The sequence below is a fragment of the Bradyrhizobium sp. genome (genome assembly GCF_030693485.1).
GTDB lineage: Bacteria > Pseudomonadota > Alphaproteobacteria > Rhizobiales > Xanthobacteraceae > Bradyrhizobium.
Genome location: NZ_JAUYAN010000116.1, coordinates 1 through 16,067, shown reverse-complemented (window position 1 = coordinate 16,067; position 16,067 = coordinate 1). Strand labels below are relative to the sequence as shown.

Here is a 16,067-nt window from a genome sequence, read left to right as displayed (position 1 = left end):
GGGCGCCCTTGCGCCGTCTCGAACCATGAGAGCCCGGGTGCTGCTCATCCTTCGAGACGCGCGCGAAGAGCGCGCTCCTCAGGATGAGGATCGAGAAATCAAAACAAAAGGAGACGCCATCATGATCGAATTCTTCTTCGACTGCTCCAGCCCCTGGACTTATCTCGCCTTCCACAACATCCAGCCCATCGCAAGGGAGTTCGGCGCCGAGATTTCGTGGCGGCCGATCCTGGTCGGCGGCATCTTCAACAGCGTCAATCCCAGCGTCTACGCCTCGCGCGAGGCGCCAGTACCGCTGAAGGCGCGTTACCAGAAGAAAGACCTCGCCGACTGGGCGCGCTCGGCCGGGCTTGCGATCAAGATGCCGCCGACGGTGTTTCCGGTGAACAGCGTCAAGGCGATGCGCGGCTGCATATTCCTCGGCAAGGACATGGAGCCATTCGCGCGCGCGGTGTTTGAAGCCTATTGGGGCGAAGACAAGGACATTTCGAAGGACGAGGTGCTGACCGATATTTGCAAGAGCGTCGGCGTCGACCCGCAAAAATTCTTCGCCGGCATCGGCGACCAGGCCATCAAGGACCAGCTCAAGGCCAACACCGATGAGGTGATGGCGCGCGGTGGCTTCGGCTCGCCCACTATCTTTCTCGACAAGACCGACATGTATTTCGGCAATGACCGCATGCCGCTGATCCGCGAAGCGCTGGCGCGGCTGAAAGCGCGGGCGGCCTGATGCCGAGGAAGGTCGTCTGCCGCGAACTTGGGGCCCCCGAGAGCCTGCAGCTGGAAAGCTTTGCCGCGGTGCCGCTCGCGCCGGGCGAGGTCCGCGTCGCCGTGCACGCCGCCGGGATCAATTTTCCCGACGTGCTGATGGCGGCCGGCGAGTACCAGCTCAAGCCGCCGCTGCCGTTCACCCCCGGCATGGAAGCCGCCGGCGACGTGATCGAGGTCAACGGCGTCGATGGCGTCTCGGTCGGCGACCGCGTGATCGTCAAGATGCGGCATGGCGGCTACGCCGATCAAGCCGTCGTCACGGCGTCGCAACTGACGCCGCTGCCGTCAACCTTCGACTACGCCGAGGGCGCGACCTTTCTGGCCGGCCACGGCACCGCCTATCACGCGCTGATCGATCGCGGGCAGGTTCAACCAGGCGAGGTGCTGCTGGTGCATGGCGCCGGCGGCGGGGTCGGCCTTGCCGCGGTCGAGATGGGCAAGATGCTGGGCGCCACCGTGATCGCCGCGGCGTCGTCCGAAGAGAAACTAGCGGTGGCGCAGGCGAGGGGCGCCGATCATCTCGTGCTCTATGGCCGCGAGCCGTTCCGCGACGCGGTCAAACGCATCACCGACGGTCGCGGTGCCGACGTGGTGTTCGATCCCGTCGGCGGCGAAACTTTCGAGAACAGCGTGCGCTGCATCGCCTGGGGCGCGCGGCTGCTGGTGATCGGATTCACCGGCGGCATCGGCCTCGCCCGCACCAATCTGCTGCTGATCAAGGGTGCCAGCGTGCTCGGCGTCCGCGCCGGTGAAGCGGTGCGGCGAAATCCGGCGCTGGGGAAGGAACGTCTCAAGGCGCTGCTGGCGTGGGCGGAAGCGGGAAAAATCCGTCCCAACGTCTCGCACCGGTTGCCGCTGGAGGACTACGCGAAGGCGATGCGGCTATTGGTGGAGCGCAAGGCGATCGGGCGCGTGGCGTTGATGATGCGATAGAGCACCGTCATTCCGGGGCGTCGCGGCGACGAGCCCGGAATCTCGAGATCCGGGTTCGATGCTTCGCACCGCCCCGGGATGACTGCTTCGCCGTCACTTGTATTCCCGCTCGTCCCACCACGGGAAATAGTCGGGCATGTCGGCCGATACCTTGTTCTTGAACTGCGCCGGTCGCTTTTCCAGGAACGATACCACGCCTTCCTTGACATCCTCGGAACGGCCGCGGGCGTAGATGCCGCGGCTGTCGACCTTGTGGGCTTCCATCGGGTCGTCGGCGCCGAGCATGCGCCACATCATCTGGCGGATCAGCGCCACCGACACCGGTGCGGTCTTTGCCGCGATCTCCTTGGCCATGGCGCGTGCGGTCGGCAGCAAGTCATCCGGTGGCACGACCTTGCTGACGAGGCGGCCGGCGAGTGCTTCCTGCGCCGGAAACACTTTTCCGGTGTAGCACCATTCCAGCGCCTGCGAGATGCCGACGAGGCGCGGCAGGAACCAGCTCGATGCCGCCTCCGGGACGATGCCGCGCTGCGAGAATACGAATCCGATCCGGGCGTTTTCCGAGGCGATGCGGATATCCATCGGCAGCAGCATGGTGGCGCCGATGCCGACCGCCGGACCGTTGATCGCCGCGATCACGGGCTTCAGGCATTTGAAGATCCGCAAGGTGACCTGGCCGCCGCCGTCGCGCACTTGCGGATCGCTGTAATCGACCTTGCCGTCGGCCAGCCGTTTGACGGGCCCCCGCCGCGCGTCGCGATCGAAGGTGTTGGCGCCGGAGGAGAGGTCGGCGCCGGCGCAGAACCCGCGCCCCGCGCCGGTCACGATGACGGCGCGGACATTATCGTCCTTGTCGGCCGCATCGAACGCGGCGATCAGTTCCGCCTGCATGGTGCCGTTGAAGGCGTTGAGCTTGTCGGGCCGGTTCAGCGTGATGGTGAGAATCTGCTCGTCGACTTCGTATTTGATCGTCTCGTAGACCATGTTTGTGTTTCCTCTCGGGTGTTGTTTTTGAATTTGCCCCGTCATTCCGGGATGGTCCGAAGGACCAGACCCGGAATCTCGCGTTTCCGGGCTCGCGCGTTGCGCGCCCCGGAATGACGGGGAGTGGCTACTTCTTCGGCGGGCTCGGCCACGGCTTCTGCGGCCCGCGCAAGCCCTCGAACGCCTTGGCCATGCCGAGCACGCCGATGTCGTCGAAGCGGCGGCCGACGATCTGGACGCCGATCGGAAAGCCCTTTTTGTCGAAACCGCCATTGATCGAGACGGCCGGATTTTCCGCCATGTTCCACGGCACGGTAAAGGCGATGTGCTCGAACGGCTTGGTGGGATTGTTCAGCGGGGCGGCGAGTTCGGCGGCGAAATTCACCACCGGCGAAACCGGCGAAATCACATAGTCGATCTCGCAGAACAATTTGGCCGTTGCCGCCCGGATCGCCATCGTAGCGTTGAAGCCCCTGACGACGTCGACACTCGACAGCTTCGCGCCGGTCTCGGCCCATCTGAGGATATAGGGCAGCGCCCTGGCGCGCTCGGCCGGCGTCAGTTTCGACAGATCGTCCCACATCCGGGCGCGCCAGAAATGATCCAGCCCGTCGAGGATTTCGCGCGTCATCACGCCATCGACTTCGGTGACGACGGCGCCGGCGGATTCGAACGCCTTCGCAGCCTTCACGGCGACCGCGCGCACGTCCTTCTCCAGCGCCTGGCCGGCACCGGCATCGAGCATCAGCCCGATGCGCAATTTGCGCGGCGACTTTTCCAGCGCCTTCCAGTTGATGTCGTTGGGCGGCAGGCTCATGCCGTCGCGGCGATCGGGCCGTGACAGCACGCTCATCATCAGGGCGGCGTCATCGACAATGCGTGTCATCGGTCCGGCAACGCGGCCGACATAGGGCGGGTCGACCGGAACTCGCCCGAGACTCGGCTTCAGCGCGACCAGGCCGCACCAGCATGCCGGCAGCCGCACCGAGCCGCCGATATCGGTGCCGAGATGCAGCGGGCCGTACCCTGCCGCTGCCGCGGCGCCGGCACCGGAACTGGAGCCGCCGGGATTTTTACTGAGGTCCCAGGGATTGCGGGTGAGGGGATGGAAGCTGGAGAGGCCCGACGACAGCATGCCGTAGTCCGGCATGGTGGTCTTCGAGAAGATCACCGCGCCGGCTTCGCGCAGCCGCGCCGCGGGTGGCGCATCGCGCTCCGCTGCGACCGGCTTGACGCTGGCGGAACCCAGCGCCACTGGCACGCCCCTGGTGGCGATGTTGTCCTTGATGGTGACCGGCACGCCGTCGAGCACGCCCATCGGCTCGCTTTTCTGCCAGCGTTCGGTCGATGCCCTGGCAACCGCCCGCGCCCCGTCGGGATCGAAAGCGTACAGCGCCTTGATATGTGGCTCCCACGCCGCGACATGCGTCAGCACGTCCTCCAGTACTTCCGACGGCGAGAACTGGCCGGCCTTGAAACCCTCGATCAGGTCGACGGCGCTGAGGTCGTGCAGCGACGTGACCGCTTCCTCGGGTGCCGGTTTATGCATGGGCGCCGGCCGGGAGACGGGTTTCGATGATGCGCGCGAACATGCTGGCGCCGATCGGGAGAATCTTGTCGTCGAGGATATAACCGGGATTGTGCACCGGCACCGAGCCTTCATGACCGACCCAGAAATACGCGCCGGGCACCACCTGCATCATGTCGGCGAAATCCTCACTGCCCATCTTGGGTTTTGTGCGAGTGATCACCTTGTCGGCGTCGACCACCGTGCGCGCCACCTCGGCGACCACCGCGGACTGCTCCTCCTCGTTGATCAGCACGCTGAAGCCGTCGCGGATGTCGACTGATATCTCGACCTGGAAGGAGGCGGCGATACCGGCGCAGAGCGCGCGCATCCGCTCGCGGATCAGCACGCGGACCTCGTCGGAGAACGCGCGGACCGTGCCGCACAGTTTCGCCTCGCCGGGGATCACATTGTAAGCCGAGCCGGTGTGAATCTGGGTGATCGACAGCACCGCGGGCTCGTGCGGGTCGACGTTGCGGCTGACGATGGTCTGCAGCGCCTGACCGAGCGTCATCGCGACGATGACGGGATCCCTGGAAAGGTTCGGCATCGCGCCGTGCGCGCCGTAGCCTGAAATGACGATGTCGAAGAAGTCGGCGCCGGCCATCGCCGGCCCGGGCAGGATCGCGATCTCGCCATGGTTCAGGTCAGGCGCATTGTGCAGCCCGTAGATCTCGTCGCAGGGGAATTTCTCGAACAACCCGTCCTTGATCATGGCGCGCGCGCCACCGAGACCTTCTTCGGCCGGCTGGAAGATGAAGTGCACGGTGCCGTCGAAATTGCGGGTTTCCGCCAGATAGCGCGCGGTGCCGAGCAGCATGGTGGTGTGGCCGTCATGGCCGCAGCCGTGGAAGCGGCCGGGAATAGTCGAGCGCCAGCGCAGATTGGTGTTCTCTTCCATCGGCAGCGCATCCATGTCGGCGCGCAGCCCGATGCGCCTGGTGCCGTTGCCCTTGCCCTTGAGCACGCCGATCACGCCGGTGCCGCCGAGGCCGCGATGCACCTCGATGCCCCATTGCGTGAGCCTGTCGGCGACGATGCCGGAGGTGCGGACTTCCTCGAAACCGATCTCGGGATGCGCATGCAGATCCCGGCGGATCGCGGTGAGTTCGTCGGCAAAGCCTTCAATGCGTTCGATGGTGGGCATGGTTGTTATCCGGTTGCAGAAGACGATGAGGGTGATTTCGCAGGGACGAAGGCCGCACCGTTCGGCTTGATGCGGATGCCGGCGCGCAGCCGCGTCCAGGGCAGGGTGGCGGTGTCGGCCGGCATTGCGCCGGGGGCGGCGCAGATCAAAAGCTTTTCCGCGATCGGTTCGAAATCGGCGCGAAAATGCACCGAGCTCTTGTTGACGAGAATCGCCTGCTCGGTCGGCTCGATCCCGACATAGCGGTACATTGCCTGGTCCGCGAGCTGCGCCTTGTGCGAGGAGACGACGACCCGGACGCCGCCGATGCGCAGGCACGCCGACCGGCCCATCTCCATGTCGCGGCCGCCATAATAGGGGCCGGAGGCGACGAACTTGCCGTCGGACAGTTGTTCGACAACGAAGGTTTCCCGGTATGGCGCGTCGCCGGGGATACCGGATTTGCCGCCGAGCGCCAGCGTGACGGTCGCGCCGACGCCGGCGGCATGCGCAGCCTTGGCAGATTCTGGATCGTAGATCACGCCGGTGGCGGCGCGCTGGGCGTTGTTGCGCACCAGCGCGCGCAACATGCCCGTGGTGTCGGAATCGCCGCCGGCGCCGGGATTGTCCTGGGTGTCGGCAATCACGATCGGCTTGCTCGCGGTCTTCGCCAGTTCCATCGCATGCAGCACGCCTTCATCCGGCGCAAAGATGCGGCCGTCGAAATCGTTCTCGTGACCGATGATGACGTTCGCGATGGTATCGGCCGCGGCGTCGGCGTCTTCCTGCGTTCTGCCGTAGGCGAACACGCTCGGTCCGCAATGGGCAAAATCCGCGGCCGGAAAACCCGGCGCGAAGGACAATGTCGGCACCGCATCGTCCTGCAGCGCCGCGAGCATCCGGTAAATGCCCTTGGTGGGCTGGTCGTTGGTGCATTGCCAGCTGATCGGAATCAGGAACGGCAATTGCCGGAACGCCTTGGCGAATTTCTGTTTGCTGCCGAGCAGCAGCGCCAGATGTGCCGCGGCGGCGCGGCCGGTGTCGGCCATGTCGACATGGGGATAGGTGCGGTAGGCGATCAGTGCGTCGGCATGCTCGACCATTTCAGGCGTCACATTGGCGTGCAGGTCGAGGGTGACCACCAGCGGCAGATCCTTGCCGATTACCTGGCGCACACGCGCCAGGATTTCGCCTTCGCCGTCGTCGAAATGTTCCGCCACCATCGCGCCGTGCAGGTCGAGATAAACCGCGTCGAGCGGGCCGGCCGCCGCGATGCGGTCGATCATCTCGCTGGCGATGCGCTCATAGGCATCCCTGGTGACATGGGCGCAGGGGGTGGCGGCTGCCGAGATGGTGGGGACCAGCTCCCAGCCATGGGCTTCCGCCGCCTGGATGAACCCGGCGAGCCCGACATTGATGTTGCGCATGATCTTGAGCATGTCGGCGCCGCGCGCCATCGCCGGCCAGCCGCCGCCATGCACGAAATCGTCATAGGTCGCCCTGGTCGGCGCAAAGGTATTGGTTTCGTGCAGGAAGCCGCCAACGGCGATACGGGGCATTCAATCTGTCTCGGTCAGTGGTTCGTGCGCGCGACGTTAGACTTGTCGTCGCGGCAAGCGCAAGCGACGAAGCAATCCCGTTTTGCATGCCGCATCCCGTCATTGTGAGGAGCGATCCAGTAACGAACGACAAGCCTCACTCCAGCGTCGCCAGCAGCCCCGCCATCAGCCGGCCACGCTCGGCGAGGCTGTCGACTTCGATATGTTCGTTCAGGGTATGCGCATCGGCGCCGCGGACGCCCAACCCGTCGAGCGTCGGGATTCCCATCGCGCCGGTAAAATTGCCGTCGGAGCCGCCGCCGGCGCTGGCGTGGGGTAGCTCCTTGCCCATCGCCCTGGCGAGGCCCTGTGCCTTTTCATACAGCGCCATGGTGCCGGCGTCGGGCTCCCATACCGGACGGGTCACGCCGCGCGTCACCTTGAAGGTGACGTCATTGGCAGTGCCTGACAACGCCAGCATCCGCTCGACGCCATGATCGAGATCGGCCTGGCGCTTCGCCATGCTCAGCGCTTCGCCCGAACAGGTGGTGGCGACGCAATTGACCCATTGCCCGCCATGCACGATGCCGACCGAGAAGGTGCAGTCCGCCGTGGTCATGCCGTCGATGGCGAGGATCTGGCGCGCCATCTCGCGGATCGCCGAACGGCCCGAGGACAGCGTGGCGCCGGCATGGCTCGGCTTGCCGGTGGCTTCGAGATTGAACCGCGCGATGGCGTAGCGCCCGGTGACGACGCCATTGTCCGGGCGGCCCGGTTCCGGCACCAGCACGTATTTGTTGCGCGCGGCCTCGGCCTCGATGATGTCGCGGGTCGAGGGCGTGCCGACTTCCTCGTCCGGCGTGAACAGCACAGTGATCGGCAGCGGTGTCGTGAAGGACGCGCGCGCCAGTTGCCGGATTGCCTCCAGGCTGAGGTAATTGCCGCCCTTCATGTCGAAGATGCCGGGGCCGTAACATTTGTTGCCCTCGCGGCGCCACTGCAGTTTTTCCAGCGTGCCGATCGGGTGCACGGTATCGAGATGCCCCGCGATCAGGATGCCGGGTGAACCTGCTTTCGGATGCGGAAAGCGGGCGCGGACGCAGCCGGCAAAACCCTGCCGGCCGGCGATGCGTTCGATCGACGCGCCCATGATCGCCATGTCGCGGGCGGCGAGGTCGAGCATGCGCTCGACGGCGGGGGCGTCCCAGGTCGGGCTTTCGCACTCCACCCAGCCGCGCAAGCCAGCCAGCATGGCCTCGGAATCGAAGGGAAGGTTGGCGGGGTTCATGGGATGCCCTTTGTTCTCGAAGGATTTGCTCTTGTTCGTCTTGCTTCACGAGAATGAACGCCGCAGGACTTGTAAAGCAAAAACGCGCCGCGGAGCCATGTGTACACGGAAGGCCGGGTCTCGCCTGTCGATGAAGTCCTGGGCAAGGCAGCGCCAAAGGGGCGATTCTGCCGGTGGTATCCATGGAACGCGAGACGCGGTCTGGGCTCCCAGGCGCAATTGCCTGGCTCGGATTTCTGGCACGAATTTGGCTTGGTGATTTTGCCGCAGCCGGTTCGGTGACGGCGAGACGATGCCGGCTTGGCCGGTCGGGGGTACTGTGTCAATCTTGCTCGATCGGTGGCCGGGGTGGGTCTTGCCGAGCCAGTCGAGGAGGGTATCGATCCCCGGGTTTCGGTCGCTTGGGTTCGATGGACAATGAATCAACGTCCGAGCGAAGAATTCGGGGTTTTGAGACGACAATGGAGGAGAAAAAATGAAAATGCTCAGAAAAGCCATTCTTGCTGCCGCTTGTACGGCTGGCCTCGCAATTGCGGCGCCGCCCGCCGTGGCCCAGACGACCTTGCGCGTCGTGATGCATTCGGATCTGAAAATTCTCGATCCGATCTGGACCACGGCCTATATCGTCCGCAATCACGGCTACATGATCTATGACACGCTTCTCGCGCAGGACGAGAAGGGCGCCATCAAGCTGCAGATGGTCGAGAAGTACGAAACAGCGCCCGACAACAAGAGCTACACCTTCACGTTGCGCGACGGCCTGTTGTGGCACGACGGGCAGCCGGTGACGTCGGAAGACTGTATCGCTTCGATCAAGCGCTGGGCAGTCAAGGACTCGCTCGGTCAGAAGATGATGACCTTCGTCGACTCGATCGCGGCGGTCGATGCCAGGACTTTCACCATCAAGCTCAAGGAACCGACCGGCCTCGTTCTGCTCGGCCTGTCAAAGCCCTCGTCCAACGTGCCGTTCATGATGCCCAAGCGGGTCGCCGACACGGACCCCAACAAGCAGATCGAGGATTTTACCGGATCCGGTCCCTTCGTCTTCGTCAAGGACGAGTGGAAGCCCGGCGACAAGACCGTCTACGTCAAGTTCGGCAAGTACAAGCCGCGCGCCGAACCGGCTTCCGGTCTGGCAGGCGGCAAGGTCGTCAAGGTCGACCGCGTCGAGTGGCGCGCCATCTCCGACGCGCAGCAGACGGTCAATGCGCTGTCGAAGGGCGAGATAGACTTCGTCGAGGCGCCCAGCCACGACCTGCTTCCCACTCTGAAAAAAGACCCGAACGTCACCGTTTTCGTGTCGCCACTGGCGAAGAACCAGTACGTCTTCCGGCCCAACACGCTGCACAAGCCGTTCGACAATCCGAAAATCCGCCATGCGTTGTGGTATGCCTTCAACCAGGAAGACTTCCTGATGGCGACCATCGGGGATGAGAACTACATCAAGCCATGCAAGGCGCTGTTCATCTGCGACACGCCGCTGGCCAGCACCAAGGGAACGGACGGCCTTCTTACTTCCAACGCCAAGAAGGCGCAGGAGCTTCTCAAGGAAGCGGGCTACGACGGTACGCCCGTGTTGCTGATGCACTCCACCGACCTCAAGGTTCTGACTAATCTGGCTCCGGTGGCGAAATCGCTGATGGAGAAGGCTGGCTTCAAGGTCGACATGCAGTCGATGGACTGGCAGACGCTGGTGGCACGCCGGGCCAAGAAGGATCCGCCTAGCGCAGGAGGCTGGAATGCCTTCCTCACGTCCTGGGTCGCCGCCGACGTGATGAACCCGATCTCGACCGCCTATGTGAACGCCGGATGCGACAAGGCATCGTTCGGCTGGCCCTGCGACGAGAAGCTCGAGAAGCTGCGTGACGATTTCGCGCGCGAGACCGACCCTGCCAAGCAGAAGGCGATCGCGGAAGCGGTGCAACTGCGCGTCATCGAGTACACCCCGGAGATTCCGGTCGGTGAGTGGGTGGCGCCGGTTGCGATGCGCAAAAACGTCAAGGGGTACCTGACCTCACCGGTGCCAGTGCTCTGGAACGTGGAAATCACCAACTGATGTGACGACGTTGGGCGGCGGTTCTTCCGCCGCCCGTGACGTTTCAAGGATTGATCGCGATGTATGGCTACCTGTTCCGGCGACTGCTCGGCACGATCCCCGTGATGCTGGTGGTTGCGGTCTTCATCTTCCTGATGCTGCGGCTGACCCCCTCGGATCCGGCGGCGATCATCGCTGGCGACAATGCCACCACCGAACAGGTGGCGCAGATCCGCGGCCAGCTCGGCCTCAACCGTCCCATGATCGAACAGTTCTTCATCTGGTCCGGCAACGTGCTGTCAGGCGACTTCGGCGAAAGCTTCTTCTTCAAGAAGACCGTGGCCGCGCTGATCGGCGAACGCATCGAGCCGACGCTGTCGCTGGCCCTGTTCACGATCCTGATCGCGGTGCTGGTGGCGGTTCCGCTCGGCGTGCTGGCGGCCCATCGCCACGGCTCGTGGATCGATCGCATCGTGATGGGCTTTTCGGTGCTCGGCTTTTCAGTGCCGGTCTTCGTCGTCGGTTACCTTCTGATCTATCTTTTCGCGATCTGGCTGAACTGGTTGCCGGTGCAGGGCTATCAGCGGATTGCGGAGGGCGTCGGCGGCTGGATGCAAAGGCTGATTCTGCCCTCGCTCACGCTGTCGGTGATTTACATTGCCCTGATTGCGCGCATGACCCGCACCAGCGTGCTCGAAGTGCTGTCCGAGGACTACATCCGCACCGCCAGGGCGAAGGGGCAGAACGAGCGCGTCGTGCTGTTCCGCCATGCGCTGCGCAATGCGGCGGTTCCCATCGTCACGGTCATCGGGCTCGGCGTCGCGCTGCTGATCGGCGGCGTCGTCGTCACCGAAAGCGTTTTCACGATTCCGGGCCTCGGCCGGCTCACCGTCGATGCGGTGCTGGCGCGTGACTATCCGACCATCCAGGCTGTCATCCTGTTGTTCTCGTTCGTCTACGTCATGATCAACCTGGCGGTGGACATGCTCTATACGTTGCTCGATCCAAGGATCCGCTACTGATGGCCGATGTGATCCTCGACACCCCGATCGCGGCGGCGCCGGTCAAGCCGAGCGCGGCTTTTCGCAACCTGGCGCGCAATCCGGGCATCATGTTCGGCGGCGCCGTCATCGCCATCGTGGTGCTGATGGGACTGCTGGCGCCATGGCTCGGCACCATCGATCCCACCGCGATCAGTCCGATTGCGCGCAACAAGATCCCCGGCGCGGAGTTTTTCCAGCGTACCGACACCGGCGAGCGCATCAAGATGATCGCCCTGTTCGGAACCGACGGACTGGGGCGCGACATCTATAGCCGCGTGGTCTATGGCGCGCGCGTCTCGCTGCTGGTCGGTGTCTCGGTGGCGCTGATCAGCGTCGCCTGTGGCCTGCTGATCGGCGTTCTCGCGGGTTTCTTCCGCATTTTCGACGCCATCATCATGCGCATCATGGACGGTTTGATGGCGATCCCGGCCATTCTGCTGGCCATCGCCATGGTTTCGCTGTTCCGCTCCAGCGTGCTGACGGTGATCATCGCCATCACGGTCCCGCAAATCCCCGGGGTGGTCCGGCTGGTGCGTTCCATCGTGCTCAGCGTGCGCGAGGAGCCCTATGTCGAGGCGGCGGTGACGCTCGGCACATCGACCCCGAAACTGCTGTGGCGGCATGTGCTGCCCAACACCTTCGCGCCCATCATCGTGCAGGGCACCTTCATCTGCGCTTCCGCCATTCTGATCGAGGCCATCCTGTCGTTCCTCGGCATCGGCGTGCCGCCGGAGGTGCCGACCTGGGGCAACATCATGGCCGAGGGCAGGCAGGTGTTCAGTCTGTTTCCGCACAACATCATCTATCCCGGCGTGTTCCTGGCGATGACCATTCTCGCCGTCAACGTGCTGGGCGACGGGTTGCGCGACACGCTCGATCCCAAGATGGCGAAGCGAGTCTGACATGGCTGAACCAGTTCTCGAAATCGCCAATCTTGCCGTCGCCATCAACGGCAGCGGCGACCGGCCTTACGCCGTGCGCGGCATCAACCTCACGGTCGGCGCCAACGAGATCGTCTGCGTCGTCGGTGAATCCGGTTCCGGAAAATCCGTCACCGCGCAGGCGGTGATGGGCCTGCTGCCGAAGAACGCGATGCAGGTCGAGACCGGTTCGATGCGGCTGCAGGGCGAGGAACTGACGACCAAATCCGACGTCGACCTGCGGGCGCTGCGCGGCACGCGCATGGCCATGGTGTTCCAGGAGCCGATGACCGCGCTCAATCCGGTCGAGCGGGTCGGCGACCAGATCGCCGAGGTGCTGGAGGTTCACACCGATCTCGACCCGAAGGCGCGGCGCGAGCGCGTGCTGGAGATGATGCGTGCCGTGCATCTGCCGGATCCCGAGCAGATGATCGACGCCTATCCGCACCAGCTCTCCGGCGGCCAGCGCCAGCGCATCATGATCGCGGCGGCCCTGGTGCTGGATCCGGCTCTGCTGATCGCGGATGAACCGACCACGGCGCTCGATGTCACGACGCAGGCGCAGATCCTGAAGCTCGTGAAGGAAATGCAGGGCCGCAAGAAGACCGGCGTGCTGTTCATTACCCATGATTTCGGCGTGGTCTCCGAGATCGCCGATCGGGTCGTGGTGATGCAGATGGGCCGCATCGTGGAGCAGGGCCCCTGCGAGGAAGTGCTGCGCAATCCGCGCGAGGACTACACCCGGATGCTGCTGGCCGCGGTGCCGAGCATGACGCCGCCGAAGCGCTCGCCGGTGAGCGGGCCGGTGGTGCTGCAGACCGAGAAACTGTTCAAGACCTACGGCAAGCGCTCGCTGTTCCAGCCCAGGGCGCGGATCGTCAACGCGGTCAGCGACGTTTCGCTGACGGTGCGGCGCGGCGAAACGCTCGGCATTGTCGGCGAATCCGGTTCCGGCAAGTCGACGGTGGCGCGCTGCGTCGCGCGGCTGGTGGAGGCGACCAGCGGCGCGATCCGGATCGACGACGTCGACATCGCCTCGATGAAGGAAGCGAAATTCCGCCCGATGCGGCGGCGGGTGCAGTTCATTTTTCAGGATCCCTACCGCTCGCTCAATCCGCGCCGCACGGTCGGCGAAGCCATCATCGAGGGACCGATGAATTTCGGCCTCGGACGCAAGGAAGCCCTGCAGCGCGCCCGCGATTTGATGGCGGTGGTGCACCTGTCGCCGGATGCGATCGACCGCTACCCGCACCAGTTCTCCGGCGGCCAGCGCCAGCGCATCTGCATTGCGCGTGCGTTGGCCATGGAGCCGGAACTCCTGATCGGCGACGAGCCGGTCTCGGCGCTGGATGTCTCGGTGCAGGACCAGGTGCTGAAGCTTCTGGACGAGGTGCGCCGCAGGTTCGACCTCGCGGTGCTCTTTATCACGCACGATTTGCGGGTCGCGGCCCAGGTCTGCGACCGTATTGCGGTGATGCAGCGCGGTTTCATCGTCGAACAGGGCACGACCAGCGAGGTCTTTGCGGCGCCCCGGCACGAATACACCAGGGCGCTGTTCGATGCGGCTCCCGGACGCAACAGGGAGTTTTTCGCCGCCAAGGCCGCGGACATGGCTGCGGAGGCCGTCGTGCCGGGAAGGCCGCATTGAACGTCGCTGGCGGGGTTCGTTAAAGGGCGCGAGGGGTTGAACCTTTATCAACGCGATCTTGCCGCGCTATTACGAGACCTATCGTAAGGCCGGATAGGAGCACGCGAATTGACGACGCCGTCCATTAGTCGGCCCGGTTCCCGACAAGGTCTAAGATGATCGCAGCCAGCGGTGCTTCATCTCCCTTGAAGCTGGTGATCATCGCAGCGAGGAAAGCATCCGGATCAAACTTCTCAAGGTCGATGATGTGCTCAGCATGATCTGCAAGCAGGAGGAAGAAAGATAGCTGCGTGCGACCGTTGCCTTCGCGGAAAGCATGGATCGCATTAAGGTCAGACAGGAAGTGAGCCGGTTTTTCAGCAAACGCCTCGGCTGATAGATCCTGGAGGAATTTGTCCCGCTTTCAACTTGGCGAAGAGCTTCTTCGCCTCGCTATCGATGTTCTCGGGGTAGCAGAACATGCTGCTGTCCTTCGACATGCGGACAGTGCGTATTTCTCCTGCCCAATGGTAAACGTCCTGGAACAGGTGATGGTGAATCGCCTTGAAGTGGGTGAAATCCAGATTGCCGCCCGGGGCTTCTTCGTCGGACCTTGTATCGCTGACTTCCGCTTCAAAATCCGCGAGTTCGCCGGCATCTCGGAGATCGAGCTTGTTCTGCAAGACGGTTGTGCCGGCATAGCAGTAGTCGTCGGCGACGGCGTCATACATCGGAAGCTACGCCTTGCGGTAGGCCTTGATGATTGTCTTCCGACGTTCCTCGGGGGTCAGCGCCTTGCTCTTCGAGATCGCGACGCGGCCCTTCATGTCAGGGGAATAATGAATTCCCTCTACGGCACTTATCTTTCTGAAGCGCGCGCTGCCGATCACAAAGCCCGAAGCCTTGCCCTTTTTTGAGGATGGTGTCTTGGGAGCCATGGTCCTAGAATAGCATGGATTGGCATGACTCGCACGGGGTACCGACATCGCTTGCCAAGCGCGACTAGCTTGTTAGTAGTCGAGAATAGCAAGCTAGGTTGGTGCGGGCGGCCGGAATCGAACCGGCACAGGCCTTGCGGCCCTACGGATTTTCATACCACTTCGGCTTTCACCGCCGCCGCGAGGCGTTCGTGGTCTGGACTATCCCTTCACCGTGGCGCGTGAGCGCGGTAGGTGCTGCCCGTCTAGTCTCTACACCTTCTTCCGTCAGGAAGCTTGGCTCGGGATTGCCATTTGAAAGGTTTCCCCGAATTTGAGCAGTTCTGCATCCGCGGTTTCCCGCGAAGCACTCAATTGTTTAAGTCCGTTGCGTCTACCAGTTTCGCCACGCCCGCTTTGGTCACGAGATCAGGTACTTAGCGCGTTTCCCTGGGCCTTGGAAATGGGGTAAGGCTGCAAGGCGCGGCGCCAAGCCCTGCTTAGGCCACTGCGCGGGCCAAAGCAAAGGCCGGGCATGCCAGGCCAAAGCCTCAATCCCGACATCCCCGCCTGCTTTAGGCATTCTCAAGATTGTCCGTCTACGAAAAGCCGCATGACCGATCGAACGCGCCACCGTCCGTCACTGTCGTTCGCCGCCGCGGCGGCGGTGCTGCTCGTGGCAGCCTTGGGGCTCGGCGGCTGCGCCGGCATGAGCGACGGCATGAGCACCGCGTTTGCCGATCCCGCCAAATACGAGCTGTACGATTGCAAGCAGCTGGACACCGCGCGCAAAGAACTCGCCGCGCGCCAGGCGGATCTGCAGCGTCTGATGGCGAAGGCCGAAACCGGCGCCGCCGGCACCGTGGTGGCCGAACTGGCCTATCGCAACGAATACATCGCGGTGCGCGGGCAAACCAAATTCGCCGAGGAAGCCTGGGAGCGCAACCGATGCCAGAACGCGCCCCCGGTCGCGGCAGCCCCCGTGCCGCCGGTCATCGCGCCGGCGCCGAAGCGCTGAGGCGACGGGCAAATCACTTCGGTTTACCGGAAATTGTGTCAAGCCCCTCGCGGAAAAATATTTCTGTTTATCGGAATAGAAAACCAGAGTATATGATTTCGCATCCCGTCCCACTCAGAGCAACTGTGCTGAAGTAGACCGGTGATCGGCCGGCCTCACGGCTGGCGCGAAGCGCGCCCCCGCCTTCGGCGGCTGACGGCCTTGACCCCGTCCGTTCCCCGGTCTGTTGGCTTGGCATGCGCTCGGTCGAGGACCGAGCGCAGTGAGGTGCGCTCGATCAGTTCAGTGCGTAACGGCTGG

Annotated in this window: 15 protein-coding genes; 7 read left to right on the top strand and 8 right to left on the bottom strand. The window is 63.9% G+C overall.

The features are described from left to right. The first annotated feature begins 121 nt into the window (after positions 1-121). Together Q8N40_RS08555 and Q8N40_RS08550 are read left to right on the top strand one after the other, a co-directional pair. Positions 122-730: a 2-hydroxychromene-2-carboxylate isomerase gene (locus tag Q8N40_RS08555; RefSeq protein ID WP_305711515.1), complete on the top strand. Its 609-nt coding sequence runs from the start codon at positions 122-124 to the stop codon at positions 728-730. Continuing rightward, positions 730-1,704, top strand: a complete 975-nt coding sequence (locus tag Q8N40_RS08550) for an NADPH:quinone oxidoreductase family protein (protein ID WP_305711514.1) — start codon at positions 730-732, stop codon at positions 1,702-1,704. Before Q8N40_RS08555 ends, Q8N40_RS08550 begins: the two co-directional genes overlap by 1 nt. Before the next feature lie 93 nt (positions 1,705-1,797). On the opposite strand, the gene Q8N40_RS08545 is transcribed toward Q8N40_RS08550, so the two are convergent. The 5 genes from Q8N40_RS08545 to Q8N40_RS08525 form a co-directional block, all read right to left on the bottom strand. After that, positions 1,798-2,688: a crotonase/enoyl-CoA hydratase family protein gene (locus Q8N40_RS08545; protein WP_305318123.1), complete on the bottom strand. Its 891-nt coding sequence runs from the start codon at positions 2,686-2,688 to the stop codon at positions 1,798-1,800. 127 nt (positions 2,689-2,815) lie between these two features. Next, on the bottom strand, positions 2,816-4,237 hold the full coding sequence (locus Q8N40_RS08540; RefSeq protein ID WP_305318122.1) for an amidase: 1,422 nt from the start codon (positions 4,235-4,237) through the stop codon (positions 2,816-2,818). Next, complete coding sequence (locus Q8N40_RS08535) at positions 4,230-5,402, bottom strand: M20 aminoacylase family protein (RefSeq protein WP_305711513.1); 1,173 nt, start codon at positions 5,400-5,402, stop codon at positions 4,230-4,232. The genes Q8N40_RS08540 and Q8N40_RS08535 overlap by 8 nt, the downstream gene beginning before the upstream one ends. A gap of 5 nt (positions 5,403-5,407) precedes the next feature. After that, entirely contained in the window at positions 5,408-6,940 is a 1,533-nt protein-coding gene (locus Q8N40_RS08530; protein ID WP_305711512.1) for a M81 family metallopeptidase, read from the bottom strand. A 136-nt stretch (positions 6,941-7,076) separates the two neighbouring features. Further along, entirely contained in the window at positions 7,077-8,207 is a 1,131-nt protein-coding gene (locus tag Q8N40_RS08525; RefSeq protein WP_305318119.1) for a M20/M25/M40 family metallo-hydrolase, read from the bottom strand. A 475-nt stretch (positions 8,208-8,682) separates the two neighbouring features. Between Q8N40_RS08525 and Q8N40_RS08520 the strand changes: the two genes are divergently transcribed. From Q8N40_RS08520 to Q8N40_RS08505, 4 genes are read left to right on the top strand one after another with little or no spacing between them, the layout of a single operon-like run. Next, entirely contained in the window at positions 8,683-10,263 is a 1,581-nt protein-coding gene (locus Q8N40_RS08520; protein ID WP_305711511.1) for an ABC transporter substrate-binding protein, read from the top strand. Positions 10,264-10,322: 59 nt separating this feature from the next. Beyond that, a complete protein-coding gene (locus Q8N40_RS08515) occupies positions 10,323-11,264 on the top strand; it encodes an ABC transporter permease (protein WP_305318117.1) in 942 nt (313 codons plus the stop codon). Further along, on the top strand, positions 11,264-12,187 hold the full coding sequence (locus Q8N40_RS08510) for an ABC transporter permease (protein WP_305318116.1): 924 nt from the start codon (positions 11,264-11,266) through the stop codon (positions 12,185-12,187). The genes Q8N40_RS08515 and Q8N40_RS08510 overlap by 1 nt, the downstream gene beginning before the upstream one ends. Position 12,188: 1 nt before the next feature. Continuing rightward, entirely contained in the window at positions 12,189-13,853 is a 1,665-nt protein-coding gene (locus Q8N40_RS08505) for an ABC transporter ATP-binding protein (RefSeq protein ID WP_305711510.1), read from the top strand. A gap of 124 nt (positions 13,854-13,977) precedes the next feature. Here Q8N40_RS08505 and Q8N40_RS26690 read toward each other — a convergent pair whose 3' ends face one another. The 3 genes from Q8N40_RS26690 to Q8N40_RS08495 are packed head-to-tail and all read right to left on the bottom strand — an operon-like array spanning position 13,978 to position 14,770. Further along, positions 13,978-14,193 (bottom strand): hypothetical protein, encoded by a 216-nt coding sequence (locus tag Q8N40_RS26690; protein WP_370870753.1) that lies wholly within the window; start codon positions 14,191-14,193, stop codon positions 13,978-13,980. A 16-nt stretch (positions 14,194-14,209) separates the two neighbouring features. After that, positions 14,210-14,563 (bottom strand): Fic/DOC family protein, encoded by a 354-nt coding sequence (locus Q8N40_RS26685; RefSeq protein WP_370870751.1) that lies wholly within the window; start codon positions 14,561-14,563, stop codon positions 14,210-14,212. A gap of 6 nt (positions 14,564-14,569) precedes the next feature. After that, complete coding sequence (locus Q8N40_RS08495; protein WP_305318114.1) at positions 14,570-14,770, bottom strand: hypothetical protein; 201 nt, start codon at positions 14,768-14,770, stop codon at positions 14,570-14,572. A 592-nt stretch (positions 14,771-15,362) separates the two neighbouring features. Between Q8N40_RS08495 and Q8N40_RS08490 the strand changes: the two genes are divergently transcribed. Next, a complete protein-coding gene (locus Q8N40_RS08490; protein ID WP_305318113.1) occupies positions 15,363-15,767 on the top strand; it encodes a twin-arginine translocation pathway signal in 405 nt (134 codons plus the stop codon). Positions 15,768-16,067: the final 300 nt, after the last annotated feature.

Bases quoted from the DNA above. Each gene is read 5' to 3' on its own strand.
- Q8N40_RS08505 (WP_305711510.1), top strand. From the start codon at position 12,189: ATGGCTGAACCAGTTCTCGAAATCGCCAATCTTGCCGTCGCCATCAAC.
- Q8N40_RS08495 (WP_305318114.1), bottom strand. From the start codon at position 14,770: ATGGCTCCCAAGACACCATCCTCAAAAAAGGGCAAGGCTTCGGGCTTT.
- Q8N40_RS08540 (WP_305318122.1), bottom strand. From the start codon at position 4,237: ATGCATAAACCGGCACCCGAGGAAGCGGTCACGTCGCTGCACGACCTC.
- Q8N40_RS08530 (WP_305711512.1), bottom strand. From the start codon at position 6,940: ATGCCCCGTATCGCCGTTGGCGGCTTCCTGCACGAAACCAATACCTTT.
- Q8N40_RS08525 (WP_305318119.1), bottom strand. From the start codon at position 8,207: ATGAACCCCGCCAACCTTCCCTTCGATTCCGAGGCCATGCTGGCTGGC.
- Q8N40_RS08550 (WP_305711514.1), top strand. From the start codon at position 730: ATGCCGAGGAAGGTCGTCTGCCGCGAACTTGGGGCCCCCGAGAGCCTG.
- Q8N40_RS08490 (WP_305318113.1), top strand. From the start codon at position 15,363: ATGACCGATCGAACGCGCCACCGTCCGTCACTGTCGTTCGCCGCCGCG.
- Q8N40_RS08545 (WP_305318123.1), bottom strand. From the start codon at position 2,688: ATGGTCTACGAGACGATCAAATACGAAGTCGACGAGCAGATTCTCACC.
- Q8N40_RS08520 (WP_305711511.1), top strand. From the start codon at position 8,683: ATGAAAATGCTCAGAAAAGCCATTCTTGCTGCCGCTTGTACGGCTGGC.
- Q8N40_RS08555 (WP_305711515.1), top strand. From the start codon at position 122: ATGATCGAATTCTTCTTCGACTGCTCCAGCCCCTGGACTTATCTCGCC.
- Q8N40_RS08510 (WP_305318116.1), top strand. From the start codon at position 11,264: ATGGCCGATGTGATCCTCGACACCCCGATCGCGGCGGCGCCGGTCAAG.
- Q8N40_RS08515 (WP_305318117.1), top strand. From the start codon at position 10,323: ATGTATGGCTACCTGTTCCGGCGACTGCTCGGCACGATCCCCGTGATG.
- Q8N40_RS08535 (WP_305711513.1), bottom strand. From the start codon at position 5,402: ATGCCCACCATCGAACGCATTGAAGGCTTTGCCGACGAACTCACCGCG.
- Q8N40_RS26685 (WP_370870751.1), bottom strand. From the start codon at position 14,563: ATGTATGACGCCGTCGCCGACGACTACTGCTATGCCGGCACAACCGTC.